Source organism: Shewanella sp. HL-SH5 (assembly GCF_051163755.1).
GTDB classification, from domain to species: domain Bacteria; phylum Pseudomonadota; class Gammaproteobacteria; order Enterobacterales; family Shewanellaceae; genus Shewanella; species Shewanella glacialimarina.
Genome location: NZ_CP195038.1, coordinates 2,742,390 through 2,768,901 on the forward strand (window position 1 = coordinate 2,742,390; position 26,512 = coordinate 2,768,901).

Annotated in this window: 27 protein-coding genes; all 27 read right to left on the minus strand. The window is 40.6% G+C overall.

Annotated elements, in window-relative coordinates; genetic code table 11:
• Positions 1-6: 6 nt before the first annotated feature.
• Positions 7-2,106, minus strand: a complete 2,100-nt coding sequence (gene flhA / locus ACRWQM_RS11970) for a flagellar biosynthesis protein FlhA (RefSeq protein ID WP_434928745.1) — start codon at positions 2,104-2,106, stop codon at positions 7-9.
• 133 nt (positions 2,107-2,239) lie between these two features.
• Complete coding sequence (gene flhB / locus ACRWQM_RS11975) at positions 2,240-3,373, minus strand: flagellar biosynthesis protein FlhB (protein ID WP_434928744.1); 1,134 nt, start codon at positions 3,371-3,373, stop codon at positions 2,240-2,242.
• 11 nt (positions 3,374-3,384) lie between these two features.
• A complete protein-coding gene (gene fliR, locus ACRWQM_RS11980; RefSeq protein WP_434928743.1) occupies positions 3,385-4,188 on the minus strand; it encodes a flagellar biosynthetic protein FliR in 804 nt (267 codons plus the stop codon).
• Between the two features lie 4 nt (positions 4,189-4,192).
• On the minus strand, positions 4,193-4,462 hold the full coding sequence (gene fliQ, locus ACRWQM_RS11985; protein ID WP_434928742.1) for a flagellar biosynthesis protein FliQ: 270 nt from the start codon (positions 4,460-4,462) through the stop codon (positions 4,193-4,195).
• 8 nt (positions 4,463-4,470) lie between these two features.
• Positions 4,471-5,229 (minus strand): flagellar type III secretion system pore protein FliP, encoded by a 759-nt coding sequence (fliP, locus tag ACRWQM_RS11990; RefSeq protein WP_226410450.1) that lies wholly within the window; start codon positions 5,227-5,229, stop codon positions 4,471-4,473.
• Entirely contained in the window at positions 5,222-5,623 is a 402-nt protein-coding gene (fliO, locus tag ACRWQM_RS11995) for a flagellar biosynthetic protein FliO (RefSeq protein ID WP_319002882.1), read from the minus strand. The genes fliP and fliO overlap by 8 nt, the downstream gene beginning before the upstream one ends.
• A 126-nt stretch (positions 5,624-5,749) precedes the next feature.
• Positions 5,750-6,133, minus strand: a complete 384-nt coding sequence (gene fliN, locus ACRWQM_RS12000) for a flagellar motor switch protein FliN (protein ID WP_226410451.1) — start codon at positions 6,131-6,133, stop codon at positions 5,750-5,752.
• Between the two features lie 10 nt (positions 6,134-6,143).
• Complete coding sequence (gene fliM, locus ACRWQM_RS12005) at positions 6,144-7,172, minus strand: flagellar motor switch protein FliM (protein ID WP_226410452.1); 1,029 nt, start codon at positions 7,170-7,172, stop codon at positions 6,144-6,146.
• Between the two features lie 28 nt (positions 7,173-7,200).
• Positions 7,201-7,725: a flagellar basal body-associated protein FliL gene (fliL, locus tag ACRWQM_RS12010; RefSeq protein ID WP_434928740.1), complete on the minus strand. Its 525-nt coding sequence runs from the start codon at positions 7,723-7,725 to the stop codon at positions 7,201-7,203.
• Positions 7,726-7,841: 116 nt separating this feature from the next.
• Entirely contained in the window at positions 7,842-9,485 is a 1,644-nt protein-coding gene (locus tag ACRWQM_RS12015) for a flagellar hook-length control protein FliK (protein WP_434930142.1), read from the minus strand.
• A gap of 194 nt (positions 9,486-9,679) precedes the next feature.
• Complete coding sequence (fliJ, locus tag ACRWQM_RS12020; RefSeq protein WP_434930143.1) at positions 9,680-10,126, minus strand: flagellar export protein FliJ; 447 nt, start codon at positions 10,124-10,126, stop codon at positions 9,680-9,682.
• Positions 10,127-10,201: 75 nt separating this feature from the next.
• Positions 10,202-11,542 (minus strand): flagellar protein export ATPase FliI, encoded by a 1,341-nt coding sequence (fliI, locus tag ACRWQM_RS12025; RefSeq protein ID WP_434928737.1) that lies wholly within the window; start codon positions 11,540-11,542, stop codon positions 10,202-10,204.
• Positions 11,511-12,677: a flagellar assembly protein FliH gene (gene fliH / locus ACRWQM_RS12030; RefSeq protein ID WP_434930145.1), complete on the minus strand. Its 1,167-nt coding sequence runs from the start codon at positions 12,675-12,677 to the stop codon at positions 11,511-11,513. Before fliH ends, fliI begins: the two co-directional genes overlap by 32 nt.
• 103 nt (positions 12,678-12,780) lie before the next feature.
• Positions 12,781-13,833, minus strand: coding sequence for a flagellar motor switch protein FliG (gene fliG, locus ACRWQM_RS12035; RefSeq protein ID WP_434928735.1), 1,053 nt, complete (start codon positions 13,831-13,833; stop codon positions 12,781-12,783).
• Positions 13,826-15,505 (minus strand): flagellar basal-body MS-ring/collar protein FliF, encoded by a 1,680-nt coding sequence (gene fliF, locus ACRWQM_RS12040; RefSeq protein WP_434928976.1) that lies wholly within the window; start codon positions 15,503-15,505, stop codon positions 13,826-13,828. The genes fliG and fliF overlap by 8 nt, the downstream gene beginning before the upstream one ends.
• 64 nt (positions 15,506-15,569) lie before the next feature.
• Positions 15,570-15,923, minus strand: a complete 354-nt coding sequence (gene fliE, locus ACRWQM_RS12045; RefSeq protein WP_226410458.1) for a flagellar hook-basal body complex protein FliE — start codon at positions 15,921-15,923, stop codon at positions 15,570-15,572.
• Between the two features lie 172 nt (positions 15,924-16,095).
• A complete protein-coding gene (locus tag ACRWQM_RS12050; RefSeq protein ID WP_434928734.1) occupies positions 16,096-17,442 on the minus strand; it encodes a sigma-54-dependent transcriptional regulator in 1,347 nt (448 codons plus the stop codon).
• On the minus strand, positions 17,435-18,613 hold the full coding sequence (locus tag ACRWQM_RS12055) for a sensor histidine kinase (protein WP_434930147.1): 1,179 nt from the start codon (positions 18,611-18,613) through the stop codon (positions 17,435-17,437). The genes ACRWQM_RS12050 and ACRWQM_RS12055 overlap by 8 nt, the downstream gene beginning before the upstream one ends.
• Before the next feature lie 125 nt (positions 18,614-18,738).
• Positions 18,739-20,169 carry a sigma-54 dependent transcriptional regulator gene (locus tag ACRWQM_RS12060; protein WP_434928732.1) on the minus strand — a complete coding sequence of 477 codons (1,431 nt, stop codon included), beginning with the start codon at positions 20,167-20,169 and terminating at the stop codon, positions 18,739-18,741.
• Positions 20,170-20,376: 207 nt separating this feature from the next.
• Positions 20,377-20,544: a hypothetical protein gene (locus ACRWQM_RS12065; RefSeq protein ID WP_434928731.1), complete on the minus strand. Its 168-nt coding sequence runs from the start codon at positions 20,542-20,544 to the stop codon at positions 20,377-20,379.
• A gap of 17 nt (positions 20,545-20,561) precedes the next feature.
• A complete protein-coding gene (fliS, locus tag ACRWQM_RS12070; RefSeq protein ID WP_226410463.1) occupies positions 20,562-20,966 on the minus strand; it encodes a flagellar export chaperone FliS in 405 nt (134 codons plus the stop codon).
• A 6-nt stretch (positions 20,967-20,972) separates the two neighbouring features.
• Positions 20,973-21,299, minus strand: a complete 327-nt coding sequence (locus ACRWQM_RS12075; RefSeq protein WP_434928730.1) for a flagella biosynthesis chaperone for FliD, FliT — start codon at positions 21,297-21,299, stop codon at positions 20,973-20,975.
• A gap of 13 nt (positions 21,300-21,312) precedes the next feature.
• Complete coding sequence (fliD, locus tag ACRWQM_RS12080) at positions 21,313-22,677, minus strand: flagellar filament capping protein FliD (protein WP_434930148.1); 1,365 nt, start codon at positions 22,675-22,677, stop codon at positions 21,313-21,315.
• Positions 22,678-22,765: 88 nt separating this feature from the next.
• A complete protein-coding gene (locus tag ACRWQM_RS12085) occupies positions 22,766-23,170 on the minus strand; it encodes a flagellar protein FlaG (RefSeq protein WP_434928728.1) in 405 nt (134 codons plus the stop codon).
• Between the two features lie 121 nt (positions 23,171-23,291).
• Complete coding sequence (locus ACRWQM_RS12090) at positions 23,292-24,110, minus strand: flagellin (protein ID WP_434930150.1); 819 nt, start codon at positions 24,108-24,110, stop codon at positions 23,292-23,294.
• Positions 24,111-24,402: 292 nt separating this feature from the next.
• Positions 24,403-25,224, minus strand: coding sequence for a flagellin (locus ACRWQM_RS12095; protein WP_434928726.1), 822 nt, complete (start codon positions 25,222-25,224; stop codon positions 24,403-24,405).
• An 81-nt stretch (positions 25,225-25,305) separates the two neighbouring features.
• A complete protein-coding gene (flgL, locus tag ACRWQM_RS12100; protein ID WP_434930151.1) occupies positions 25,306-26,508 on the minus strand; it encodes a flagellar hook-associated protein FlgL in 1,203 nt (400 codons plus the stop codon).
• Between the last annotated feature and the right edge of the window lie 4 nt (positions 26,509-26,512).

Sequence of the window (26,512 nt, forward strand, 5' to 3'; positions counted from 1 at the left end):
TTATCACTATTGGCCAACAGATGAAACAATCCGTATCTGTTTCTCATCTGGAATTTCTTGATACGAAATTACCCTTAAATTTGGAATAGTGTACTTAACAAATCGTGACAGAGTTGAACGCAGCATGCCTGATGTCAATAAAATGGCTGGCTGACCGACCATTTCTTGTTTCTGTGAAGCATCAAGTAATGACTGCTGCATGCGTTCTGCAAGGCCTGGTTCAATATTTGGCCCTTCTCCCCCTGTCGCCTGCATAGACTTATGCAACATTTGTTCCAACTCTGGCGCCAAAGTAATGACGGGGATTTCTAGCTCAGGTCCGGATATTTCTTGCACTATCATACGTTTTAGCGCAATTCGAACGGCTGCTGTAAGTACTTCAGTATCATTACTTTTCGTGCCGTATTCCAGCAAAGTTTGCACTATAGTGCGTAAGTCACGCACAGATACACCTTCATTCAATAGATTTTGCATTACTTTAACCACATTGCCTAGCGACATTACATCCGGAATAAAGCCATCAACAAGTTTTGGTGACTGCTTAGAAAGCATGTCCATTAATTGTTGTACTTCTTCATAACCTAATAACTTAGCAGCATTATTACTGAGTAATTGGCTGATATGGGTTGCAACCACTGTTGCAGTATCTACCACTGTATAGCCTAGTGTTTGCGCATGCTCACGTTGCTCTGGTGCAATCCAAACGGCTTCTAACCCAAATGCTGGATCAGTCGTTTCTATGCCATCAAGCTTGCCATAAACTTGGCCAGGATTAATGGCTAACTCACAATCATGTCTGACTTCAGCTTCACCGACGACCACGCCCATTAAGTGAATACGATATGAATTTGGCGATAAATCTAGATTGTCACGAATATGCACTGCTGGCACTAAAAAGCCTAATTCTTGTGATAGCTTTTTACGCACACCTTTAATTCTACTCAATAATTCACCACCTTGGCCTTTATCAACCAAGGGGATGAGTCTATATCCAACTTCTAAACCGATAGTGTCAACGTGACGGACATCATCCCAACTTAAATCTTTTGGTTCTTTATCTTTGATATCTGACGGGCCTTTTTTGACTAATTCTAACGCAGCTGATTTTTTCTCATTAATACGTTTTTGTACCATATAAGCAGTGGCCGCGGTAATAAATGCAAAGCTGATAAAAGCGACATGTGGCATACCTGGCACAATACCCATAACAAATAACAAACCTGCTGCAATTGCTAGCGACTTAGGCTTGTCAAACATCTGGCTCATCATCATCTGGCCCATATCACCAGATTCATTTTGACGAGTAACCATCAAAGCGGCTGCAATTGAAAGCAGTAAACCGGGTATCTGGGCGACTAGACCATCACCTATGGTTAGCAGAGTATAAACTTCAACTGCACTAGAAAAATCAAGCCCATGCTGGACCATACCAATGACAAAGCCGCCCAACATGTTGATAACCAAAATCATAATACCGGCTATCGCATCACCTTTTACAAATTTTGACGCACCGTCCATTGCGCCATAAAAGTCCGCTTCACGGGTCACTTCTTCACGACGAATACGCGCTTGCTCTTGGTTTAGAATACCTGCGTTTAAGTCGGCATCAATGGCCATTTGTTTACCAGGCATAGCATCTAAGGTAAAACGTGCACTGACCTCTGATATACGGCCTGCACCTTTAGTTACAACAGCAAAGTTAATAATAATCAAGATTAAAAACACAACTAAACCAACAGCATAGTTACCACCAATAACCACTGAGCCGAAGGCTTCAATGACTTTACCCGCCGCGTCGCCACCATTATGACCTTCTAGTAATACCACTCGAGTTGAAGCCACATTTAAGGCAAGTCTTAGTAAAGTAGCCACTAAAAGTACTGTGGGGAAAGCGGCGAAATCGAGTGGCCTGTCGGTATAAATAGCGACAAGCAGCACGACTAAAGCCAGTGCAATGTTGAATGAAAACAAGATATCTAATAAGAATGGCGGGATCGGTAAAACAATCATCCCTAATGCCGCCAACACTAACAGAGGCGTACCAATTCCTTTAAAGGTTGATGGTCGGATTTGTTTAAATTGCCCGAAAACTGCTTTTACATCCATTCGCGAAAGCCTTTTACTGATGAATTTTTGACGCGTACAGTCAAATAGCAAGAATTAAGCCAACAAAAAAATTCAATCATAATTTGATAATAGAATCTATTTACTAGGATTAAAAAACAATCTAAGAGTGTTATTAATGCTTTAGTTCATCCGGAATGGGTTGTTTTAACGGGACTGGTATAGGACGACGCCCCTTACCTTTTTGGTATTGTTTTAACTGAAATACATATGCAAGCACCTGAGCAACAGCGGTAAATAAGCCTTCTGGCACTTGTTGATCTACTTTTGTTGTATGATAAATAGCCCTTGCTAATGGTGGTGCAGACACAATCGCAACGTTATGCTCACGAGCGATTTCACGAATTTTAAATGCAACATCATCAACTCCTTTAGCAATTAAAAATGGTGCGGAGGAGCGGGCAACATCATATTTAACCGCTACAGCATAGTGTTCAGGGTTGACCACAATAACATCAGCATTGGGCACTTCGGCCATCATCCTTCTTTGCGCCATTTCTCGTTGCAGTTGTCTGACACGGCCTTTAACTTCAGGTTGGCCTTCAGAATCTTTGTACTCGTCTTTAATTTCTTGTTTGGTCATTTTAAGTTGTTTATTGTGATTCCAAATTTGAAACGGTACATCAATAATCACAATGATTAGCATCGAGGAACATAACAGAATAAACATCCATACTAATAAATCTAAAGCATGGTAAACGTTGCCAGGTAAATGGTCGCTAGACAACATTAAAATATCGTAAAAATAGAACTTTAGTAAGAAATACGCAGCAATGGCTACTACCGAAAATTTGGCTATACCCTTAGTTAACTCCACTAACGCCTGCGTTCCAAACATTCGCTTAAATCCACTAACGGGACTCATTTTACTGCCCTTGGGCATAAAAGCTTTTACAGAAAAAGACAAGCCACCTAAAACGATATTGCCCAAAAAAGATACCAAAGCGAGCAAAGCAATAAAACTTACCAAAGGCCAAGCAAGCTCATTGCCCACCACGCCCCAAATTCGATACATCGAATTAGTATCAAAGATTTGATCTCGCTCCATGGTAAAAATTTGTTTCATTATGGTATATAAACTTTTGGCGATAGCAGGCCCAGTCATAGCAAAGCCAACCGATGCAGCAAGTAATACCGCAGCAGTGCCTAACTCTTTAGAGCGAGCAACCTGACCTTTTTCACGCGCCTGTTCAAGACGCTTACTGGTGGGCTCTTCTGTGCGTTCTTGACCACTGTCAGCTTCTGACATTTACTGTGTCCTTAAAAAGCAACATCACCATCAATTTGGCATTGCAGTTGTAAAATATCACACATCAATAATTGGGCTGCTAACCATACTTCATCAAAATGTGCCATGATAGGACCTAATGTTAGCCACAATATCACTAATCCGCTAACCATGGTGACTGGAAAACCTATTGAAAAGATGTTCAACTGTGGTGATGCACGGGTCATTACACCAAAAGATAAATTGATCAATAATAACGCAACAATGGCTGAGATAGACATAGTTAGTGCCGCGCCGAACATATAAGATCCCCATTCAGCAAGATTTTTATAGGTGGTAATATTAATACCTTCTGCCGATACTGGAATAGTTTCAAAACTGGCGACAATCATTCTAAACATTAGTAAGTGACCATCAACAGCTAAAAATATTAACGTAGCAAGAAGCAAGAATATATTACCCACCACAGGGGTTTGCTCACCAGAGCCCGGATCAACCATTGATGCAAAACCTAAACTGGTTTGCATACCAATAATATGTCCTGTCAGCACGAATGTTTGCATCATCATCACACTCACAAAGCCCATTGCAGTACCAATTAAAAGCTGTTGTAAAGTAATAAACACTGAGCTAAGTGCAAATAGCTCTACATTTTCAACAGGCGGGAGTACAGGCACAATGGCAAACGTAAAGGCCATTGAGAAAAGTAATCTGACGCGGGAGGGCGTTGTATTGGCGCCAAAGACAGTCATGGTCATCAACATGGCTGATATGCGAAAGAGCGGCCATAGATACATGGCAATTGTCTGACTGATTTCATCAAACAATATTTCCATCGGCCTACCCAATCACTACAGGGATAAGGTTAATCATCTCGAAGAAAAAATCCATCATAGTCTGTATAAGCCAGTGTCCTAGAAACATCAATGCAAATAAAGTCACCAATAATCTAGGTAGAAAACTCAATGTTTGCTCATTAATCGATGTTGCGGCTTGAAACACAGCAACCACTAGACCAATTCCTAAACCGGGTAAAATAATCGCTGATACAATCAATACGATTATTGATAGTGCTTCACGAAAAACATCAATTAAGGACTCGGGAGACATGTCTTCTCCTAAATGCCAAAGCTATTGGCTAGGGTACCCATCACGAGACTCCAGCCATCAACCAGCACAAATAACATAATCTTAAAGGGTAGCGACACAATCATGGGTGACAACATCATCATACCCATTGCCATCAAGATACTGGCGACCACTAAATCTAATACTAAAAATGGCACAAATAACATAAAGCCAATTTGAAAAGCCGTCTTTAACTCACTGGTGATAAAGGCTGGCACAATGACAACCATTGGGGCTTGTTCAGGAGATTGAATGTCTTTGTAACCTGATATTTCAATGAAAGTTTTCAAATCTGTGGTTCTTACCTGTGACAGCATAAAACTTTTAATTGGTTCTTTGCCAACATCATATGCTTGGGAAAGTGTCATCGATTCATTCATATAGGGTTCTACCGCTTCGGCATAAATTTTATCAAAAACGGGTGCCATGATAAAAAATGTCATAAACAAACTGAGGCCAATTAACACCTGGTTTGATGGAGTTTGTTGCAAGCCTAATGCTTGTCGAAGAATAGATAACACAACAATAATGCGGGTAAATGAAGTTAGCATTATCACCATAGCAGGAATAAAGCTCATGGCGGTCATCAGCAATAATATTTGCATGGTAACCGAATATTCTGTCGCGCCATCGGCACCTGTGGTTACGGTTAGCGCTGGCAACACCCCATCTTGTGCGATTGTACCTGAAGACCAAACTGTCGCAGCCAACACCGAGACCCAGAGTATTGCTTGAAACACTTTACTCATGATGTCTTTCCTTAGCTTGTTGTAGGTTTTGGGCAAATGAATGGGTAGAGGCTTCAACGGGGCTTGCAAGTTTATCGATTAAATTAATTTGCTGGGATGTCACGCCGAGTAAGTATTGCTGTTGATTAATTTCAACCACCATCAACTTCTCTTTTTGGCCTACAGGTGTCATCGCAATCGTCTTTATAATCCCATTTTGACTCGGAACAAGATTGAGCTTTTTAACGATATAGGCGAGTAATATAATAAGCGCAACTACAACAATAAGACCACCAAGCATATTTGCTAAGGTAGAGACTGTAGAGGTGTTATTTACCGATGTCGTTACATCAGCCACGGGTAACACTTGTGCTGTTGTAATGGCATTGGATAAAGCAACAGTTAGGTATGACACGGTTAATCCTTGAGCCATATGTCACTTAAGTGATTACTAAAAATATCAGCACTTAATTGACCATTGATGATTAAAGAGCAATATAAAAAGGACTATAAAAAATAAACTAAATACACATAATTAATACTATTTTAGTTTTTTAATACGCTCAGTTTGGCTAATAACATCTGTCAGTCGGATACCAAACTTATCATTGACCACAACCACTTCACCGTGGGCAATTAAGGTACCGTTGACCATCACATCTAATGGTTCACCTGCCACCCTATCTAATTCGACAACTGAACCTTGGTTTAGTTGAAGTAAATTACGAATGCTGATAAAACTGCGCCCAACTTCCATTGAGATAGTTACCGGAATATCTAAAATAGAATCCAACTTAGCGGCATCTTCTTTAGAAATCGGCTTTGAATCATCAACTAATTCATCAAGCTCAATTTGTTCAGCTTCTTCAATTGCTTGCTCTGCCATTGCAGCTGCCCAATCATCGCCGGTATCTTCTGTGCTCATTTACATCACCTTATAATTCTGAAATATCACGCGACTTACCTTTGCGTGTTACCAATTGCAACTCAGACTTTACTGTTTCAGGTCGCGGAATTTTTTCACTAATTTTTAACGCTAAGTTATCGCGTGAACGCCCCAATTTACATCGGTAAGTGGGTAAATCTTCGATACGCATCATAATATGTTCAGGTAAATCTATCGGGATAATATCACCCGCTTTAAACCCCATAACATCACGAAGCGTCACTTCGTGTTCAATAATATTGGCGTCAAAACCAACCTTCACGTCCATAATTTCATCACGTAATGCCTGAGACCAACGCATGTCGGTATCTTGTTTATCACTTTGCACACCTGCATCAAGTAATTCACGTATAGGCTCTATCATCGAATAAGGCAGCGTGATGTGGAAATCACCACCACCGCCGTCCACTTCAATATGGAAAGAGTTAATCACTACCACTTCTGTCGGACTAACAATGTTAGCCATTGCGGGGTTAACTTCAGAGTCCAAATATTCGAACTCGACATCCATCACGGGTGCCCAAGCGTCTTTATAATCTTCAAAAATAATTTTTAATAATAACTGAATAATTCTTCGCTCTGTCGGCGTAAATTCACGGCCCTCAATTTTTGCATGAAAGCGACCATCACCACCAAAAAAGTTATCTACCAGTATAAAGACTAAGCGCGCTTCCATAGTAATTAGCGCCGTTCCCTTTAAAGGGCTGAAACGCACCATATTTAGGCTAGTTGGCACAAATAACGTATGCACGTATTCGCCAAACTTTAGCATTTGCACACCGTTGATAGACACTTCTGCCGCTCTGCGCATCATATTAAACATGCTGATCCGTAGATGACGAGCAAATCGTTCATTGACAATTTCCAGTGTCGGCATTCGGCCACGAACGATACGATCTTGAGACGAGAAGTCATAAGATCGCGCATCTTCGCCACCTATATCACCATCATCCTCATCAACATCATCAACACCATGTAATAGTGCGTCAATCTCGTCTTGACTTAATAAATCACTCACATGTTCACCTTAACTCTATCCATCTGGATTATTGCATCACAAAACCAGTAAATAGCACTTTCTCAACAAGAGGCTTTCCAGTAACAGGTTGCAAGGTATTTTGTACACTTAATAACGCCAATTGACGTACTTCATCTTTACCCGCTTGTGTACTTAACTTTTGAACATCTGCACCGCTAAAAGTGGTTAGTAAAGCATCTTCAATTAAGGGAATGTGCTTTCTAACTGCAGTTTCATCATCAGCGCCACGCACCATTAATTGCACTTTAATTTCCACTAAACGAGATCTATCGACCCCAGGCAAATTGAACAAAAATGGTCTTGGCATACCGACATAATTTGCTTCATTAGTTGGTGCTTGAGAAGAGGATTCGGTAACCGCACCAACATCATCACTTTGAGCTGCTGCAGCAGGCTCGTCAGAGCCTAGAAAAAACCATGCTCCTCCCCCAATTAATAATGCTACAACTAGCCCAATTCCACCGAAAAGGATTAATTTTTTAGATTTTTTTGGTTCACTGCTTGCTTCATTAAGCTCTAACTCTTCAGCCATGGAGATCCCTAAACAAATTATGCGTATCAACTATGCGAATATCTAATAAGGGTAACATAAACCGCTTAGTTAGCTTATGAACCTTTAAGATAATAATTATGCTATAGATTACCGACTTAAGCGTAATAATCTATACCTGATTGCAAACTCTCTGGATGATTTTGAAACATTGAATGCTCTACCGCGGAATTTTCATCCATATTTTGCTGTTCAGCATAGCGTTCCGATGAGTCTTGCGGCTGTCCATCCCGTCCTCCGCCACCTTGAGAAACCTGGCTGTCGGTAAGTTGTAATCCTTCTTGCGCTAACATGTCTCTTAATCTAGGGATTGCTTGCTCAATCAATTCACGAGTTTGTGACTGCGTAACATGAAACTGTACTTGAGTTTGATCGCCATTTATCTGAATTTTAACCGTCAAGTGACCTAACTCAGGTGGATCAAGGCGAATTTCCGCCTGTTGAATGCCATTACTAACCATAGTGATCAATTGCTGCTTCATTACAGGTGAAAAACGTTGAATCATCTCCTGCATTTGAACTTGAGATTCACCCTGCTGCTTTAAAGATAATTGAAACTGCGGTACTTCACTTTTATGAATAGGGGTAAAACTACTTTGATTTTGCATCGCCTTTACATCAATCGCTTCATCCGGAGCACCAAAAACGTCAATACGAGCTGATTTGGCTAATTCGCTATCTATATTGGTTAACGCTGCAACAGAAGCTGTTTTAAGAGACTCAACAGAAGCTGGCGTTTTTGAGTCAACCTGCGCCACAGCCATTGGCTCAATGACGTTAGCTGGACTAGGAGCTTTATCGCCCAAAATATTATCACTATCTTGAGTGCCCACCGAGCTAAATAAAGCATTATTTTTTTGACCCAAAGAGTCATTCGCTAATTTAGTCGCATCACTGTCTTGAATGATATTTTTAGCCATATTGGCACTAGCCATAGCAGACATTGGAGCTTGAAGGGGCGCAATTGGAGAAGACTCTGTAATCGCTGGAGAGACATCATTAAGTGAATTAGCAGCAATAGGATCCCATTTAACCTCTAAATTTTTAGCTGCTAAGTCTAAAATAGATTCATCAAGCACCGGAGCTTGTAAATTAAAGTCAGCTACAAGGTTAACTAAATCATCATGGCTCAACGCAATTAACTGTTCGGCTGATAAAGTTGAAAAATCACTCAACAATTCTTTTTCTGAATCAGACAATGATGCCAAAAATTCGTCATTAGACTCACCTTCAAGCGGCAATTGAATCATATTACTAAACAGGCTATTTTCTAATAGATCTATGTTAGTAATGTCACTATCAGTGTCTTTACTAGCGACTTGATTATCCAAAATGTCAAAATCACTTTCAATGCCATCAATGTTAGATAAAGCCTGCGTTATAGCATCAAGACTGCCATCATCTGTAACATTACTTTCACCCTTAACCTCAAATATCGGCAATATTTGTCCGTCACCCTTTGACTTGTCAAATGACTGCGCCATGTCTAATTGAGCGAAAATAAGCTCAATATCAGTTCCCTCTAGAGGCTCTGATAAATCAACATCAATAGTGGTGATTGCAGATTGCTCAGACTGTTTACTCGTATTAACAAGTTTAGCCGATTGAAAAGAAGACATTTGGCTTGCTTGATTAAATTCATCTATAAATGATTTACTTTCAGATGCTTGAATAGCATCTTTAGCCTGTGAGCCTGTAGACTTACTCGTACCAGTTAAGAGAATATTACTCATCTGTTGCATTATATATGCTCCACAAACTCAATCTAAAAGAAGATAATCAATCATCTTTTGTGTATTTAATCTACCGCCCAATAACACGCTAAATAAAATGTCACAACGCCACTTCAATGACGATTAATTATTACGTAGTAGATACTAAGCAATAAAAGTGCCAACATAATAGTTGCAATTTGATTATCGTCTTATCAAGAAAGCTACTTATTTAAGCGCTGGCGAATATATTGTTGCATTGCAAACTCATCAGACATTTTTTGCTCGCGTTTAGTTTCTGCAACTTGTGCTTTTTCTGCTTTGTTGGCTAACAACATTTCAATGGCTTTACGTTTTTGTTGTTTTTCAAGCCAATGAGTTTGACGATAACTTATCTGGTATTCAGCATCTTGAACAGCTGTTACTTGCTGAGTAATAGCACTATCGACCTGTTTAATAAATTGATGAAATTGATGATATTGATTGGCGCTAATACTTTGCCCTTGTTGGCTTTTCATTTGCTTCATGTAATCGAGACGGTAGTTATTTAGCGCATCTAACTGACCTTGCCGTTTCTGTTTTTCAAATTGCGCCGACTTAAGCTGCATGGCGGCTTGGCTTTCAGCTTCAGTCGCTAATTTGAGAACGGTAAATAACGGATCACTTGCCATAGGTTACCTCTTATCAACACACCGAATAAATCAACACACCTGATAAATCAACAGTAGAATAAATATTGCTTTGAATTAATTCTGACATTGACCCGCTATTTGCGTCATCATAATAGCGCTACTGTCAAAACTAATCGCTTCTTTATAACCCTGACGTAAAAAGGCATTCATTGCAGGTTGTAACCTAATCGCATTATCAATCCGCGGATCACTCCCTTGAGAATATGCCCCAATAGAAATCAAATCTCGATTCTGTTGATAAAGAGAGTACATTTGTTTAACGCGGCGCATTGCCTCTAAGTGTTCATCACTGATCACCATAGGCGCTACGCGACTAATGGATTGCTCTATATCAATAGCCGGATAATGGCCTGAATCAGCAAGCCGACGCGATAACACCACGTGGCCATCTAAAATAGCCCGCGATGCATCAGCAATAGGGTCTTGCAAATCATCCCCCTCGGTTAAGACAGTATAAAAAGCCGTGATAGACCCCTGACCTGGGCCACCATTACCCGCACGTTCAACTAATCTAGGCAACTTAGCAAACACGGAAGGTGGATAACCTTTTGTTGCGGGCGGCTCACCAATCGCTAAAGCCACCTCACGTTGAGCTTGAGCATAACGGGTTAAACTATCCATTAGTAACAATACGTTATAGCCTAAGTCTCGAAAATATTCTGCTATACGAGTCGATGTTTCGCATGCCCTCAAGCGCATTAATGGAGAGGTATCGGCAGGTGCTGCTACAACAACTGAACGGGCACGTCCTTCATCACCTAATATCTCTTCTATAAATTCTTTAACTTCTCGGCCACGCTCGCCAACGAGCCCAACGACAATAACATCGGCATTTGAACCACGGGTCATCATGCCTAATAAAACACTCTTACCCACACCAGAACCAGCAAATAAGCCCATTCGCTGACCCTTACCCACTGTTAACATGGCATTAATAGCACGAACCCCAACATCTAAAGGCTCGGTAATTGCACGTCGAGATAAGGGATTGATATAAGGAGGATGACGAGAAGCCTGTTCACTTGTGGTTAATGGGCCCAGCCCATCAAGGGGCTGACCGCTGCCATCTAATACGCGGCCCAACAAACTTAAGCCTACTTTTAAGCCTTCTTGCTCACCTAAAGGCTGCACTTTTGCGCCAGGTAATACCCCCCGAAGCTCTTCAACAGGCATTAAATATAATAATTTATCATCAAATCCAACAACTTCAGCCGTCAGCTCACCAGCCATAGTTTCAATTGAACACAAACTGCCCACAGGTGCGCGACACCCAGTCGCTTCTAGTGTTAACCCTACAACACGCACTAACTGGCCGCTAGCAATAGGGCGTACAGGAGCAACCTTAAGATGATGGGTTTTAAGTTTATTCAGTAACTGATGTTGGCGGTCTTTCATCAACTTCACCTTGCTCAGTAATTTGCGTATCAGCGTGTTTAGATGAAGCTATGTCAATTGCTTCTGCTTCGAGAGATTGTGATTGTGAGTCTGATTGCTCTTTATCTATAGCCGCTTGTGCTGAACCAACTGCATCAGTTGGTGTTTCAGAAACTGACTCTGGCACATTGTCGATTAATGACGCTGTGGCGTCAGGCTCAGATACAGTCGAATGTTCATCGCTTGAATCATCATTGTGATTTTTATCATGATTGTTGTCGTGGGTAGAACTAACATCAACAGATGATAGGCCGGTATCAACTTGTGTTGTGGTATAAACGCTATCTTCATGTTTTGCCAGCTGAACTTGACGAGCTAACTGAGCTGATTGTTCATCAAGGCTGCCAAATACCTGTAAAATACGTTGTGATAAACGTAAGTCAACATTTGAACGTGTACTATCAATAAATACATCACCTACCGATAAACTTGGGTCACTTTCTAGATGCCAATCATTTTGGGTTAATTGTGATTCACCGTATAAAGATATTACTAAAGCAACATCATCAGGATGCAATCTTAATTTTACGCGTTGCTCTTTTATTGGCAGAGCATCTACGCCTTGACGAATAGTGGCTGCAATATGCTCTGGATGCATTTTCAGTTCTTGTTGTACAACGGCTTTGGCTAACGCCAATGTCATTGATAACACTTCTGACTCAACTTCAGCATCCAAAATAGCTAAAGGCTGTTGAAACTGATTGATTAATGAGGATAATTGCTCTGCCAGTTGATTGGCTTTAACCATTCCAGCTTCATAACCCTGCTCTTGCCCCTGAGTAAAACCTTCTTCATGGCCTTGGGCTAATCCATCTAGTCGACCTTGTTCAAGCCCCTGTTTAAGCCCCTCTTGTTTGCCTTGCTCAAACCCTTCGTTTTCTGCATCAGCTCGAATCTCCTCGATTTGAGCCATAGTCGGCATAGACACGACTTTATCAACCACGGCAACAGAAGACTGATATACACCTTCTTTTTTACCGTATAGGTTTGAGGGTTTAGCTGAAATATCTTCGGTGACATCCGGCAGCTGCCAATGGCTGAACTCATGTTCATCCTCAACATTTAACACTTTCTTGGATATTTTTGAGTCAGTCATAGTTTAGCCAATGTTATATACATTCCTGCTGTGACATGTTGATTTTCGAGATAGATGTCGCTTCGAAAGTTCAATTGCCATTCGTCATGGGCTGAAGTGCTCCTTACAAGAACTCTTCACCGCCGCCACCGCCAAGCATAATCTCACCACTATCAGATAAACGTCTGGCAATCGATAAAATTTCTTTTTGCGCCACTTCAACTTCACTGATACGAATTGGTCCCATAGCCTCAAGATCATCGCGCAGTAACTCTGCCGCACGCTTGGACATGTTACCTAATATTTTCTCTTTCAATGCATCATCAGCACCTTTGAGCGCTTTCATTAGTACATCTTGTTGTACGTCACGCAGTAATGCTTGAATACCACGGTCATCAACATCAATAAGATTTTCAAACACAAACATCATATCTTGAATTTGTTGTGCCATTTCTTCATCAGATTCACGCATGGTTTCCATAATCTGACTTTCGACACCCGTATCTAAGTAGTTCATGATATTGGCCGCAGCTTTTAAGCCGCCCATTTTCGCTGCTTGCGCACCACCTTGGCCAGCAAACTGTTTCTCCATAATATCGTTTAACTCTTGTAATGCTGCGGGCTGCACTTCTTCAAGGTTAGCAATACGCATCATTAAATCAAGGCGAGTATTTTCGGGGAACTGGCTAAAAATTTCAGCCGCTTGATCCGGTTCTAAATAAGATAAAACAATGGTTTGGATCTGCGGATGCTCATTTTGAATAATGGTCGCCACTTGGCGTGCATCCATCCATTTAAGCGAATCTAGGCCTTTAGCACCACTGCCCATGATAATTTGTTCAATCAAATTACCGGCTTTATCTTCACCTAACGCAGCTGTTAGTGCCTTACGCACGAATTCAGCACTGTTAAAACCAATTGAAGAGAACTTCTGAATTTCATCTAAAAAAAGCTTATGCACACCAATGACTTTTTCTTGACCAAAATCATCCATCGCCGCCATTGCCATACCCACTTTCTGGACCTGTTTAGGCTCAAGGTGCTTTAAAATTGACGCTGCATCGGCTTCGCTTAAACTCAGCAATAGAATCGCCGTTTTTTCAATTCCACTTAAAGAATCAGAATCAAAACCGACTTTCTCAGCTTTTTCTTTTTTATCTGTTTTATTATCAGCCATTGTCTTGTAACCAATTTTTAATTACTTGAGTGGATAATTCCGGCTCATTTGCAACCAGTGCTCTAATCGCCTTAATCATATCATCATCTTTATGTAAATTCGGAATAAGAATTGAACCATCATCAGCATAGCTGTATTCAGCATCTTTGGTATTTAGCATACCTAGCGTATCTGCAGCATATTGATCTTCAATTTCAGCAAGTTCATGCCCCAAACGAACATCATCGGGCATATTAACACCATCAGGGTTAACAAGGCGCTTAAGCATAGGGCGCACTACCGTAAGAATAAGAACTAAGACCACTAATGCACCTAGCACCAGTTTAATTGCACGCCAAAACCAAGGTTCTTCCCACATATCTGGCGCGGGGAGTTCTTCTAATAGCTGATCCATAAACGGCACAGTTACCACTTCAAGCGCATCACCACGTTGGCTACTAAAGCCTACTGCACCTTCCAGCAACCGACGAATGTTAGTTAACTCTTGTTCCGTACGCGCAACCCGGCTAACTTGGCCATCTTCACCCGCCTCTCCTGGTTTAAAGTCGATTGCCACAGACACACTCACCCGACGAACTTGTCCTACTTGCTGGCGGGTATGACTAATTGTCGTGTCATAGTCAAAGTTACGGGTAGCTTCTCGGTGAGTATCCGATGATTTTGATGATGCTGACCCACCGCCCCCAGCTTCAGTAGGAATATCAGACTCCATGGGAGGTTGATTGGTTAATGCACCAGGTATTCCGCCTACACTTCCACCAGATGATTTACTTTCAATAGTCATCTCACTGCTCAATGCAGGTAAATCAGGATCATAGCGTTTTGAGGTTTGCTCTATCGCAGTAAAATCCATACTGACATCAACCTGAGAGGTGTAGTTTTCAGGACCAAGGATAGGCATAAGAATTGAATCTATCTTTTTACGGTATTCTGCTTCTTTTTGTTGCACTAACTCAAGTTCACGACGGGCACGTGCTGATACTCCATCTTGACTGCCCGAATTTAATAAGCGTCCATTAGAATCTGTTACTGTCACGCGCGAAGGTTCAAGACCTTGTACCGCGGAGCCTACGATATCAACAATAGCGTCGACTTCTTCTTGGCCTAGGCCGCCTCGACGCACATTGACTACAACTGTAGCACTTGGCTTAGATGCGTTACGGGCAAAAACATTCTCTTTAGGCAGTGCAAGAATAACTTTGGCACGGCTAATACTTTTTAATTCTTCAATAGCACGGGCAAGATTTAACTCTTGGCTGTGCTTTAATCGCGCTTGCTCCATACGCTGACTCACCCCAAAGCCACTATCCTGGCTTAAGTAGTCATCATTTTTGGCACTACTCTCGACTCCAGCACGACTTAACAGCAGTTTAACGTCTTGGTATTGATCTTCAGGAACCTTAACAACATCAACACTGATTTGGTATTTAATATTATTTTTATCAAGTACATCCAGTACCTGGATCATTTCAGCTGTTTCCATTTTACCCAATGGACGATACTCAGGCTCCTGTGCCCACATCATAATAAAAACAGCTAGGGCTAAACACACTGCCAACGCCAAAATCATAGTGATTTGACGCATCATGTCTGCCCCGCCCACATTGCTCAACAAGCCAGACTTATTCTCTTGCTGAATACCGGCATCAACTGCCGCATCTGAACCTACCATTATGTCTGTGCTCACAATATGCCCCTACTTTTATACTGCTTTAATAACGTCTTTGTGATGCAAGTTATACCGGCATACTCATGATTTCTTTATAAGCTTCTACCAGTTTATTTCTGACTTGCACAGTCGCTTCAAATGCTACGCCTGATTTTTCGCGCGCAATGACGGTGTCAGATAAGGTCACAGTTGAATCCCCCATATCAAGACGAGTCGCTAAACTTGAAGATGATTTCTGTAAACCACTCACATGACCGACAGCTTGGGATAACAACTGGCCAAAGTCTGAACCTGAGGTGTTATTCACTTGCTGGATTAGGTTAGGGCTAATACCCGACCCCATATTCGAACGGCTGGAAGGTGCAATTTCACCACGAAGTGACTGCATTTCTTGAAGTAATGGATTGGCGTTGATCTGCATGCTGAAACTCCCATTCGTCGAATATTTGACGATATTTAACTGTCTTAGTAGGGATAAAGCAATTTGAATGCCAAGATTAACAGTAAAGCAAAAAGCTACGCGTTAATGCGTAGCTTTGGTAAAGAAAGCTATAAAACAAGTACGGAATGCTCGTAAGACAGACAAAAACCAGCTATGCGGGCAATTGAATTCCCGCATCACGCATTTTAGCCATTTTATAACGCAGCGTGCGTGCACTTATACCTAATTTTTCAGCGACAAGTTTTCGACTACCATGACATTGATTTAGGGTTTCAAGAATAATCACATGCTCTTGCGCTTGCAACTCACCGCCAAGACCTTCAACTTCAGCAGGCTTTTCGATACTGTCAATATCTGTGTGTAAAGCCACATCTGCCGAATCAATAATAATATCTTGCCCGCTTATTTCGCCACCATTACTTAAAATAAGCGCCCTTTGAATCACATTATCCAGCTCACGAACATTACCAGGCCAACGATGGGCTAATAACCGTCTGGTGGCTACCTCTCCTAAAGTAGGAACGGGTGTAATATTAAATGCTTTAGCATGTTTAACCAGCAAATGTCTGGCTAAAGGTAAAATATCGGCAGGACGCTGATAAAGTGCTGGCCAAGTTAATGGAAATACATTGATCCGATAATATAGATCTTCTCTAAATTCGCCTGAACTGATAATGGCTTTTAAATCGCGATTTGATGTAGCTAGTACACGCACATCAAGTTTAATCGTTTTACGACCACCTAATCGTTCCACTTCGCGTTCTTGTAAAACACGCAACAGCTTTGCTTGCAACCCCAGCTCCATTTCAGAGATTTCATCGAGCAGCAAAGTGCCACCTTGGGCCTGCTCAAATTTTCCTGGACATGCTTGGTATGCGCCAGTAAATGCCCCCTTCTCATACCCAAATAGGGTCGCTTCAAGCATATTTTCAGGGATAGCAGCACAATTGATGGCAATAAAAGGCGCATCTTTACGACTGCTATGATGATGAATATAGCGCGCTAGCACTTCTTTACCAGAACCGCTGGGACCTAAAATCATCACCGAAGCATCTGATATCGCAACACGTTGGGCTAACCCTAACAACGCGAGACTTTTTTCATCGGCAACTATAGGTTGGTTAGTATTTTGCTTTTGCGGCAAATATCTTGATACCTGATTAAGCAAAACTTCAGGCGCGAAAGGTTTAGCTAAATAATCAACAGCTCCCAATTTAATGGCACTAACCGCACTATCAATAGTGGCATAAGCTGTCATCAACAATAGCGGTAACTTGGGCTGAGCTTGTTGCAAATAGGTAAGCAGACCCAAACCACCAATACCTTCCATTTGGACATCGCTGATGACTAAGTCAAAATGTTGTGCTTTTAACGCTATAATGGCATCTTCTGCACAGCTAACATCAACACATTCATAATGCGCCAACAATAATGTATCAAGTAATGCTTCACGTAAATCAGCATCATCTTCCACGAGTAATAGTTTTGCTTCAGACATGATTACCCTCCTGCGACTGACTATTCAATACCGAATCTTTAGACATCGGAAAACTTAATCGCACCTGACAACCCATTTGCGGTTTACATGATAATTGAATGTTACCACCATGGTTACGCACCACAGATTGCACAACAGCTAACCCCAACCCAGTCCCCTGTGCTTTAGTGGTAAAAAAAGGCTCGAGCACTTGTTGCTGCATTTGAGGGTCTAGTCCTTTACCGTTATCAATCACATCAATAATGACATTATCTTCAGCTTCCGTGGCGCAAATTTTAATTTTGGTTGCACCGGCCTCGATACTATTCATCACTAAATTATTCACCGCAGAACTTAACGCATCGCGATTAGCATATAAACTGGCATCGGTTGAGCATTGCTGGAATATCTCACAGGATTTTTTGTTGGCAATCACTTCACAATTAGCCATAACAATATTAATAATATCAGATACTGCTACGTTATCCGCTTTCGCATCTTGACGTCCTTTGGCCATCAAAAGCATATCGTTTACTTGACGCTCTAACTCATTTAAACGATCAACCAGTTTTGATTGAAAGCGAGTTCTAGAAGGCTCTGCTAGTTTAGTGTTACCTAAATTTGAGGCGTAAAGAAGTGCGGCTGATAGTGGCGTACGAATTTGATGAGCTAAAGTTGCCACCATTTTGCCAAGCGCCGATAAACGCTGTAAATGGGATAAGTTTTTTTGTAGTAAACGCGTTTCAGTTAGATCAGTTAATACAATCAACTGACCGGGTTCTGGGGTTAATGGCGTAATAGCCAACTTAACTCGACGTCCGTTTTTCAATGACACTTCGTGGCCATCATCATCTTGGGGTGAAAAAGCGCGATTAATAATATCAAACCAACGTAACCCCTGAAGCGGTCGGCCAAGCAGTTCCGCCGCCATAGGGTTAGCGAGTGTCACCACACCATCACCGTTAATAATAACGACACCAGACGGTAGCGCCTGAAGAATATGCGCCATTTGATTTGACATATTGGCAGCCTCTTTCACATGGGCAAACTGACTTCGGGTCAATTTACTGTCATGAAGGTATTCTGCTGAGGTGTCCACTCGCAAAGAAGCTACAGCAGATTGTTGCAGCGAATATTGAGTTTGCTGAAAATCTGTTGAATTTTGCTGGGTTACAGCGTGTGCAATTAGCATAGTGACTCCGTCAAAAGAACGACATTTAACGAGTTACTGCATTTAGTATGCCAAAATACGAAAAAATAAAGCACACCTTTGGAGGGTATGCTTTATCAGTTAATATACACAGTGTATAAAGGTAACTATTCTTTACCCATACCGTATTTTCGCATTTTTTCTACCAAGGTAGTGCGACGAATACCCAACATTTCAGCGGCTCTAGCAACCACATTATCCTGTAATTCTAACGCCTGACGGATCATATCTATTTCAAGCTCTGCCAGTAAATCTTTAAGGTTGACGCCTTCTGGCGGTAACTCAGTTGGAAAACGTGTGTCAGGGAGTTCAATGGGTTCATCATCATTAAAAATAGACGCTAATGCATCACGCTCTAATTGCTCCTCACTTATCTCAACACAGTATTCTGGTACGTCAATATAGCGATATTTGTTGGGCAAATCGTTCACATCAACTAATCCACCAGGAAATAAAATAGTCAATCGCTCGACTAAATTAGATAATTCGCGAACGTTTCCAGACCAAGTATGTTCTTTTAATGACTCGATAGCACGCTGAGTAAACCTCACTTTACCTCGGCCTTCATTAAAGACTCGACTAACCAATTCTTGCAATAACAATGGCACATCGTCACGACGTTCAGACAATGCTGGCATTTCAATTGGAAAAACGTTCAGGCGATAATATAAATCCTCACGGAATTCATTCTCTGAAATCATCGTCTCTAAATCACGATGCGTTGCCGCGACGACACGCACATCCGTTTTAATTGTTTTGCTGCCGCCAACACGCTCAAAGACTCGCTCTTGCAGGACACGTAATAATTTGACTTGCATTTGCAGTGGCATGTCACCAATTTCATCAAGAAATAACGTGCCACCTTCGGCTAACTCGAAACGACCTTTACGGGATGATATTGCCCCGGTAAACGAGCCTTTCTCATGGCCAAATAACTCACTTTCTAACAACTCTGGCGGTATCGCACCGCAGTTAACCGGTATAAACGGTCCATCACGACGTTCTGATATGTAATGAATATTACGGGCGACCACTTCTTTGCCTGTACCAGATTGCCCAAGCACTAGCACCGTGGCATCAGAACCTGCGACTTGGCTAATTAAGTGTCGCACATTGGCTATACCCTGACTGCGGCCAACAAGACTGCGAAATAATTTAGTTTGATTACCACTGGTAGGAGATTGCTCTTTTTTAGCTTGACCGAACACCTGACAAAAATGCAGTAATTCAGTTAATTGCGGATAATTAATCGGTTCTTCTATTACACCAAGAATACTGGACGCTTCAATAGCGGTATTGCCTAATAGTAATAGGGGCTGCCAGGGCGCTATTGCTGCAATATTTTTAACACTGTCCAGCCCTACCGCATCGGAGTCTATAACAATGGCGCGATATCTTGATTCTTCTATCAAAGGCAACAAAGCGTCAATGGCTAAAATGTCACATTGCTCACCTAAGAATTCAAAAATGCAGCACAGGCGAGTTACACGCTCGGAGAGGGTACCGACAATTAAAATTCGTTGTTCAATTTGCATCATTCAGAGGGCCAAAGCTTATTATAAGTATAAAAAATCCTGAGTCATTATTACGCGTTTAATAATAAAACCAAAGGACAAAATGGTCACAGTAAGTGACAAATGTTAAACAAAACATTAATTATAACCATAAAATGTCTATCCGAAGATGATTTTCTCGTTTAGAGGACTAATTGTTTCGCTTATGGGGTTAATTTTTCATTTACAGTACTAAATATGAATTAACCCCGAACCAGAAGCAAGTGCTTCAACGGCTAAATCATTATCTAAACTCATATTAGTGCACAATTGCTGATAATTCATGCAATACAATGTATTTTTTAAAAAAATATAAAAAAACGCCATTGAGATTTGCTCAATGGCGTTGAAATCTGTCACAGCATACCTGAATAAAACTAGCTTGCTTCAGAAGTTAGATGATGATCGCTTTGCGGAATAGCATCCCAGCCCTCTTTAAGGGTTCTTAGAACGCTCACTGCATCATCAATAGATTGAGTATCGTTTTTCAAATTCGCTTCGGTGACTTTTATTAAAATAAAGTCATATAATTGACTAAGATTGCCAGCAATTTCACCACCAGCTTCCATATTTAAACTATTATTTAAACCGTTAACGATACCAATAGCTTTGCCGATAAACAGACCTTTATTTTCCATATCACCATTTTCAATGGCATAGCGACTTTGAGCAAGTCTTTCCAAGCCACCGGCAAACATCATCTGAATAATACGATGTGGCGAAGCAACTGATATTTCACTGTCAATCGAAACCTTACGGTATGACTGTAAAGAACTTCTCATAATAACCTACCTATTTGCATCAATGTTTTGATAAACTTTAATTTGTCGTTGATGAGTGCTTTTTAAATTTAATAAGTTTTGTCGATGGGACATTATTTTAGAAGCCCTGTTCACAAAGTCATTAGTGACTAGTAGCTGTTCTGATAAATAAGCAGCAAATGTGTCATCGACAGCATCATTAATCATTGAGTCAATATATAATTGACGCTCTCCTATACACTCAAGCAATAATGATACCAACTTATCAGACTGTTCATCTTCAGCAGGAATATTATCAATTTGATTTAACGTATCTTCAATAGTGTCGTTAATCAGTTTAAGTTTAGAGTGCAATCAATCATTCCTTTTATGTTCGAATGACGCCAGGTAGCGAATTAAGCCTATCTGACAAACCAGAACTTTGTTGATTTAATTGTGCAACAATCAAATCCATGGCATTAAATTGTTTAAGCAGTCGAGCTTGTAATTGTTCCATTTTCAAGCTAAACGTAGCTCTTTGATCTGTTAACCGACTTGATTGCTCTGTATAGGAGTTCTTTCGACCATCAATCACACCGCCGGCTTTAGTATATGTCTGAACCAAACTATCAAATTTATGTGCTAAACCTGTATCTTCAGTAGAAAAAAACCCCTCAACTAACGACATATTGTTATTAATAGCGTCGGTTAAACGGGTATTATCAATACTGAGTTTACCTTTATTATCTGTCGATATTCCTAACTCGTATAAAGCAGATTCTATACCATCAACACTGACTCTTTCACTCACCGTCTTTCTAAGCTGGGACTCTAATGAACGGATCATAGAATCACCTTGTAAAGCTGATGCAGTCTTTGTTTCAGCATTATATGAAGACAACTTATCAATAGATGATATAAGAGTATTATAAGCACTAACAAACTCTTCAATATTCTTCTTTACTGAATCGGTATCTTGTTTAATCGAAAGTGTTGAGGTAGAGGCGATGTCTGCCTTAGTTAGGTCAAGTGTGACACCAGTAATAGCATTATCAATAGTATTACTTTGGGAGGTTAATTTTTGACCGTCGATGTAAATAATAGAATTGGCTGCGGTTTGAAGTTCTTCTAGGTTGGCGCCATTAAACATATCGCTTAACCCTGTGCCACTGGTATCTGTTGCAGACATGGTAATTTGATTATCGGTGCCAGAGTCATTGGCGGTAAAAACAAGGCGGCTACCAGCATCACTTTTAACCACGGTCGCGGTAATACCTGCATTATCTGAAGCATTATTAATTTTTGATGCTATAGCGGAAAGCGTATCCGCTGGATCGACAGTAACCGAGAAATTTGCACCATTTACAGATAAATCTAAACTTCCTTGACCAACAGCCTGACTTGGATCGGCTATATTGGCACCAGCAACTTTATGAGAAGCGGCAAGCTGCTCAACTTTGATAGAATACTTACCGGGTTGGGCATATTGATCAGCCTTGGCGGTAAAAAATGCACTGTCTCCAGTCGATACTGTACGCAAATTTAACAGTGCACCACTTTGTAGTTTTTTAGCTGCATCTTGAAAATTTGACAAGCCACTTTTCAACGTTCCTATGGCAGAAACTTTTGCATTAATTTGGGTTTCTTGTCGGGTAAAGAGCGCTTCTTTAGGGCCTTTTTCAGCACCTACTAGTACGCTGACAATATTTGAAATATCTAACCCAGAACCAATACCCGTCGCAGTTAATGCCATAACAGCCTCCGTTGAGCCGATTAATTACCTAAAATGCTTATTGCCAAAAAATACCTACACAATTTAGTATACAAATTTTTGGAAAAAATTAAACTTCAATTGGCATCAATACCCCTGATACCTCACTGAGTTTTTGTGCTAACTGTAATGCTTCTTCACTTGGGATCTGTCTGATAATATCACCAGACTCAATATCTTGTACTTTAATAACTTGCTTACCTGAATCAACATCAACAGAAAACTTTAACCCTTTTTGCATCATTGCGACCATATCAGTCAATTCTTTTGCAACAAGTTCTAAAGACTCATCTGATTTTTTGCTATCAGTTGATGTTTCTTCTTGCTGTTTTACTGCTTGAATAGATGACTCCCGATCGAGCTCTACCTGGCTAACATCAATTTTTTTAGCGCTCAAAGGTACACTATTTAAATCAGATTTTGTCGATTCTGCCCTGGCAATAAAACTCGCACTGCTATTTGTTTGAATTTCCATGTTCCACCTCAACTAAGACTCTTTTACCAGTTAATTAAACGCTTTAAATAGATATCTTTGAAACAACAAAGGGAGATCCGCCAGCGAATCTCCCTATCAATGCTTACCGTACTAACTTACATTATAGTAAAGATAATGCGATTTGCGGTAACTGGTTCGCCTGAGCTAACATTGCTGAACCCGTTTGTTGAAGTACTTGGTTCTTAGTCATAGTTGAGGTTTCTTTAGCGAAATCCACATCTACAATACGAGACTTAGCATCTGCAACGTTTGCTTGAGTGTTAGCACTGTTACTGATGTTATGGCTTAGGCGGTTTTGAATCGCACCTAAGTCAGCACGTTGGGTATCAATACTCTTAATTGCAGCATCAATCTTGCCTAATGCAGAGGCACGGCCCGCTGATGTAGTTACATTTATACTATTAACAGATAAAGAACCCGCATTTGTAGTCTTAACGGTAATTTTAACATCTTCGCCTTCTTGATGACCAACCTGGAAAGTCTTACCACCAGAAAAACCACCCTTCATTAGTTTTGTATTACCAAACGCGGTAGTATCACCAATCGCGGTAATTTCTAATGCAAGTTGATCCATCTCTGCTTTCAATGCTGTTAAATCCGCTGAACTGTTTGCACCGTTTTCAGATTGGATTGCCAAGTCACGCATACGTTGAAGCATGTTAGTCTGTTCTTGCATGGCGCCTTCTGAGATTTGTGCAATTGAAATTGCATCATTCGCATTACGCATACCAACATCAAGACCACGAACCTGTGAATTTAGACGGTTCGAAATTGCTAGACCTGCGGCATCATCTTTTGCGCTGTTAATACGCATACCACTAGACAAACGTTCCATAGAAGTCGCAAGTCCACTAGAAGATGAATTCAAATTTTTCTGTGCTTTTAATGATGTAACATTAGTGTTTACTGTGATAGCCATGATTGCTTCCTCATATTATTTCTGACTTGAGATACGCCTGTTTGCTTTAGCTCAAGTCAGACAGGTCTTGCTCGTTACAATATATGTAACGGCAATTACTTTTTTTCTTTAGATTTTTTTTGATTTATTTTTGTTCTTAATCAGTTTAAAAAATAAATTTCAGAAAAAACAATATTTAACAGAAAAATAAAGTTCTAGAAGTTAGAAAGCAATTGGGTCATAGATACCCTATAAACAAAATCAGCCTCTATATATAGAAGCTGATAGAGGCTGACTTAATTGACGCTTCAGATTATCCCAATAGAGATAGTGCAACTTGAGGTAACTGATTTGCTTGCGCAAGCATTGCAGAGCCTGTTTGTTGAAGTACCTGGTTTTTAGTCATAACGGATGTCTCTTTAGCAAAATCGACGTCAACGATACGGCTCTTAGCATCTGCAACGTTTGCTTGAGTGTTAGCACTGTTAGCAATGTTATGACTTAAACGGTTTTGAACCGCACCTAAGTCAGCACGTTGAGTATCAATTTTATTAATCGCAGCATCAATTCTACCTAATGCAGAGTTACGCCCTGCTGAGGTGGCTACTGTTATAGCATTAACAGATAATGACGCAGCATTATTAGTCTTGACGGTAACTTTAACATCTTCGCCTTCTTGGTGACCTACCTGGAAAATTTTCCCACCGGAAAAACCACCCGTCATTAATTTAGTATTACCAAATGCGGTACTATTACCAATAGCGGTAATTTCTGTAGCAAGCTGATCCATCTCTGCTTTTAGTGCCGTTAAATCCGCTGTGCTGTTTGCACCGTTTTCAGATTGTATTGCCAAGTCACGCATACGTTGCAGCATGTTAGTTTGTTCTTGCATCGCGCCTTCAGCAATTTGAGCAATCGAAATCGCATCATTCGCATTACGCATGCCAACATCTAACCCACGTACTTGTGAGTTCAAGCGGTTAGAAATAGCCAAACCAGCAGCATCATCCTTAGCACTGTTAATTCTTAATCCACTTGAAAGACGTTCCATTGACGTATTTAACTGTCCAGTGGAGATGGTTAAGTTCTTCTGCGCTTTCATAGAAGTAACGTTGGTATTAACTGTAATAGCCATAAATAATTCCTCATTCCTAGTTTTGTTGCCAAGACTGTGGAGCTTGGCTAAATTTTACAATTTAACGTGATTGCTTTTTTGTTATATATAATCAAACAATGAAAGCGAACCCACTTTACTAAACACACTCGATACAGCATTAAGTGCAAGTTGTTGTTTTTCAAACTCTGTTATCGCTTCTGCATAATCTAAATCTTCCAGAATTGATAACGCACTACTATTAATAATTTTCTCGTCTGAATGATTTGTTGAAATGCTCTCCAAACCCTTCAAATTATTACCAGCTATACCTCGTGCTGTACTGACTTGATTTTGACCACTATCTATACCATTCAATAGTTGTGCCAACTGTGACAACCCTTGCGCACTATTTGTTGAGTTTGGGCTTTCTAATAACGCTAATGCCTTATTAAATGTATCAAATACGCTTACTGTCTCTACCGGTTCAATGGTAAAAGAGTCCCCTGCAACTGGCGATCCATCCAATTTAACGTCAATGCCATTAAAAGATACTGGGGTTGTTGAGTTGAAATTGGTTACAGTTGCAACGGTTACACCGCCGGAATCTAATACCTGAAGATCGACATTGGAACCATTCGGTGTAAAATTAAAAGTATAAGTATCAGCTACATGAGATGCTTGATTGGTTATTTTTGCACTTGAAACAGTAAAGTCACCTTGTTGTGATGACAAATAATTGGCGCCGTAGTCGCCAAGTGGATTAACAGCATTCATAAATGCCGTATCTCCTGGTATATTTGTCGCCATAACGATTCCAGATGCCACCACACTTTTTCTGACACCAGAGTCACCGCTGTAAACAATTTCACCATTAGCGTCAAAAGAAAAAGGTTTAGAGTTTGTTTTATTTCCCGCAAACAAGTAATTACCTGATTCATCCTTACTATTAGCAATAGAAAGTAACTCATCTAAACTTGATCTCATTTCATCGGCAACCATTTGCCGCTCGACTGAACTAAGACTGCCGTTAGCGCCTCGTAGTACTTGTTCGCGCATAGATGAAATTAATGTTTCTGCACTGCCAATTTTGCTTTCGCTAATGGATAAGTGATTTGTCGCATAGTCAATATTTTTGGCGTATTGATCGACTAAGGCATTTTTTTGCTTTAGGTTATCAATCACTATTGCTGCAACAGGATCTTCTCCCGCGGTATTCACTTTTTTTCCGCTAGAAAGTTGTTCCATAATTTTGTTTGTCGCAGTTTGCTTTTGTAAAATACTGCTGGTGTTTTGATTAAACATTTGTCCGGTAGAAATTCTCATGATT

Bases quoted from the DNA above. Each gene is read 5' to 3' on its own strand.
- fliG (WP_434928735.1), bottom strand. From the start codon at position 13,833: ATGGCTGATAATAAAACAGATAAAAAAGAAAAAGCTGAGAAAGTCGGT.
- ACRWQM_RS12095 (WP_434928726.1), bottom strand. From the start codon at position 25,224: ATGGCTATTACAGTTAATACCAACGTTACTTCTATGAAAGCGCAGAAG.
- fliP (WP_226410450.1), bottom strand. From the start codon at position 5,229: ATGAGTAAAGTGTTTCAAGCAATACTCTGGGTCTCGGTGTTGGCTGCG.
- fliL (WP_434928740.1), bottom strand. From the start codon at position 7,725: ATGGCTGAAGAGTTAGAGCTTAATGAAGCAAGCAGTGAACCAAAAAAA.
- ACRWQM_RS12055 (WP_434930147.1), bottom strand. From the start codon at position 18,613: ATGCTAATTGCACACGCTGTAACCCAGCAAAATTCAACAGATTTTCAG.
- fliS (WP_226410463.1), bottom strand. From the start codon at position 20,966: ATGAGAAGTTCTTTACAGTCATACCGTAAGGTTTCGATTGACAGTGAA.
- ACRWQM_RS12085 (WP_434928728.1), bottom strand. From the start codon at position 23,170: ATGGAAATTCAAACAAATAGCAGTGCGAGTTTTATTGCCAGGGCAGAA.
- ACRWQM_RS12015 (WP_434930142.1), bottom strand. From the start codon at position 9,485: ATGCAACAGATGAGTAATATTCTCTTAACTGGTACGAGTAAGTCTACA.
- fliD (WP_434930148.1), bottom strand. From the start codon at position 22,677: ATGGCATTAACTGCGACGGGTATTGGTTCTGGGTTAGATATTTCAAAT.
- flhA (WP_434928745.1), bottom strand. From the start codon at position 2,106: ATGGATGTAAAAGCAGTTTTCGGGCAATTTAAACAAATCCGACCATCA.
- fliN (WP_226410451.1), bottom strand. From the start codon at position 6,133: ATGAGCACAGAAGATACCGGCGATGATTGGGCAGCTGCAATGGCAGAG.
- fliE (WP_226410458.1), bottom strand. From the start codon at position 15,923: ATGCAGATCAACGCCAATCCATTACTTCAAGAAATGCAGTCACTTCGT.
- fliI (WP_434928737.1), bottom strand. From the start codon at position 11,542: ATGAAAGACCGCCAACATCAGTTACTGAATAAACTTAAAACCCATCAT.
- fliH (WP_434930145.1), bottom strand. From the start codon at position 12,677: ATGACTGACTCAAAAATATCCAAGAAAGTGTTAAATGTTGAGGATGAA.
- fliF (WP_434928976.1), bottom strand. From the start codon at position 15,505: ATGGTAGGTTCAGATGCGGCAGTTGATGCCGGTATTCAGCAAGAGAAT.
- fliJ (WP_434930143.1), bottom strand. From the start codon at position 10,126: ATGGCAAGTGATCCGTTATTTACCGTTCTCAAATTAGCGACTGAAGCT.
- ACRWQM_RS12060 (WP_434928732.1), bottom strand. From the start codon at position 20,169: ATGATGCAAATTGAACAACGAATTTTAATTGTCGGTACCCTCTCCGAG.
- flhB (WP_434928744.1), bottom strand. From the start codon at position 3,373: ATGTCAGAAGCTGACAGTGGTCAAGAACGCACAGAAGAGCCCACCAGT.
- ACRWQM_RS12050 (WP_434928734.1), bottom strand. From the start codon at position 17,442: ATGTCTGAAGCAAAACTATTACTCGTGGAAGATGATGCTGATTTACGT.
- ACRWQM_RS12090 (WP_434930150.1), bottom strand. From the start codon at position 24,110: ATGGCTATCACAGTAAACACTAATGTTACATCATTAAAAGCACAGAAA.
- fliQ (WP_434928742.1), bottom strand. From the start codon at position 4,462: ATGTCTCCCGAGTCCTTAATTGATGTTTTTCGTGAAGCACTATCAATA.
- fliR (WP_434928743.1), bottom strand. From the start codon at position 4,188: ATGGAAATATTGTTTGATGAAATCAGTCAGACAATTGCCATGTATCTA.
- flgL (WP_434930151.1), bottom strand. From the start codon at position 26,508: ATGAGAATTTCTACCGGACAAATGTTTAATCAAAACACCAGCAGTATT.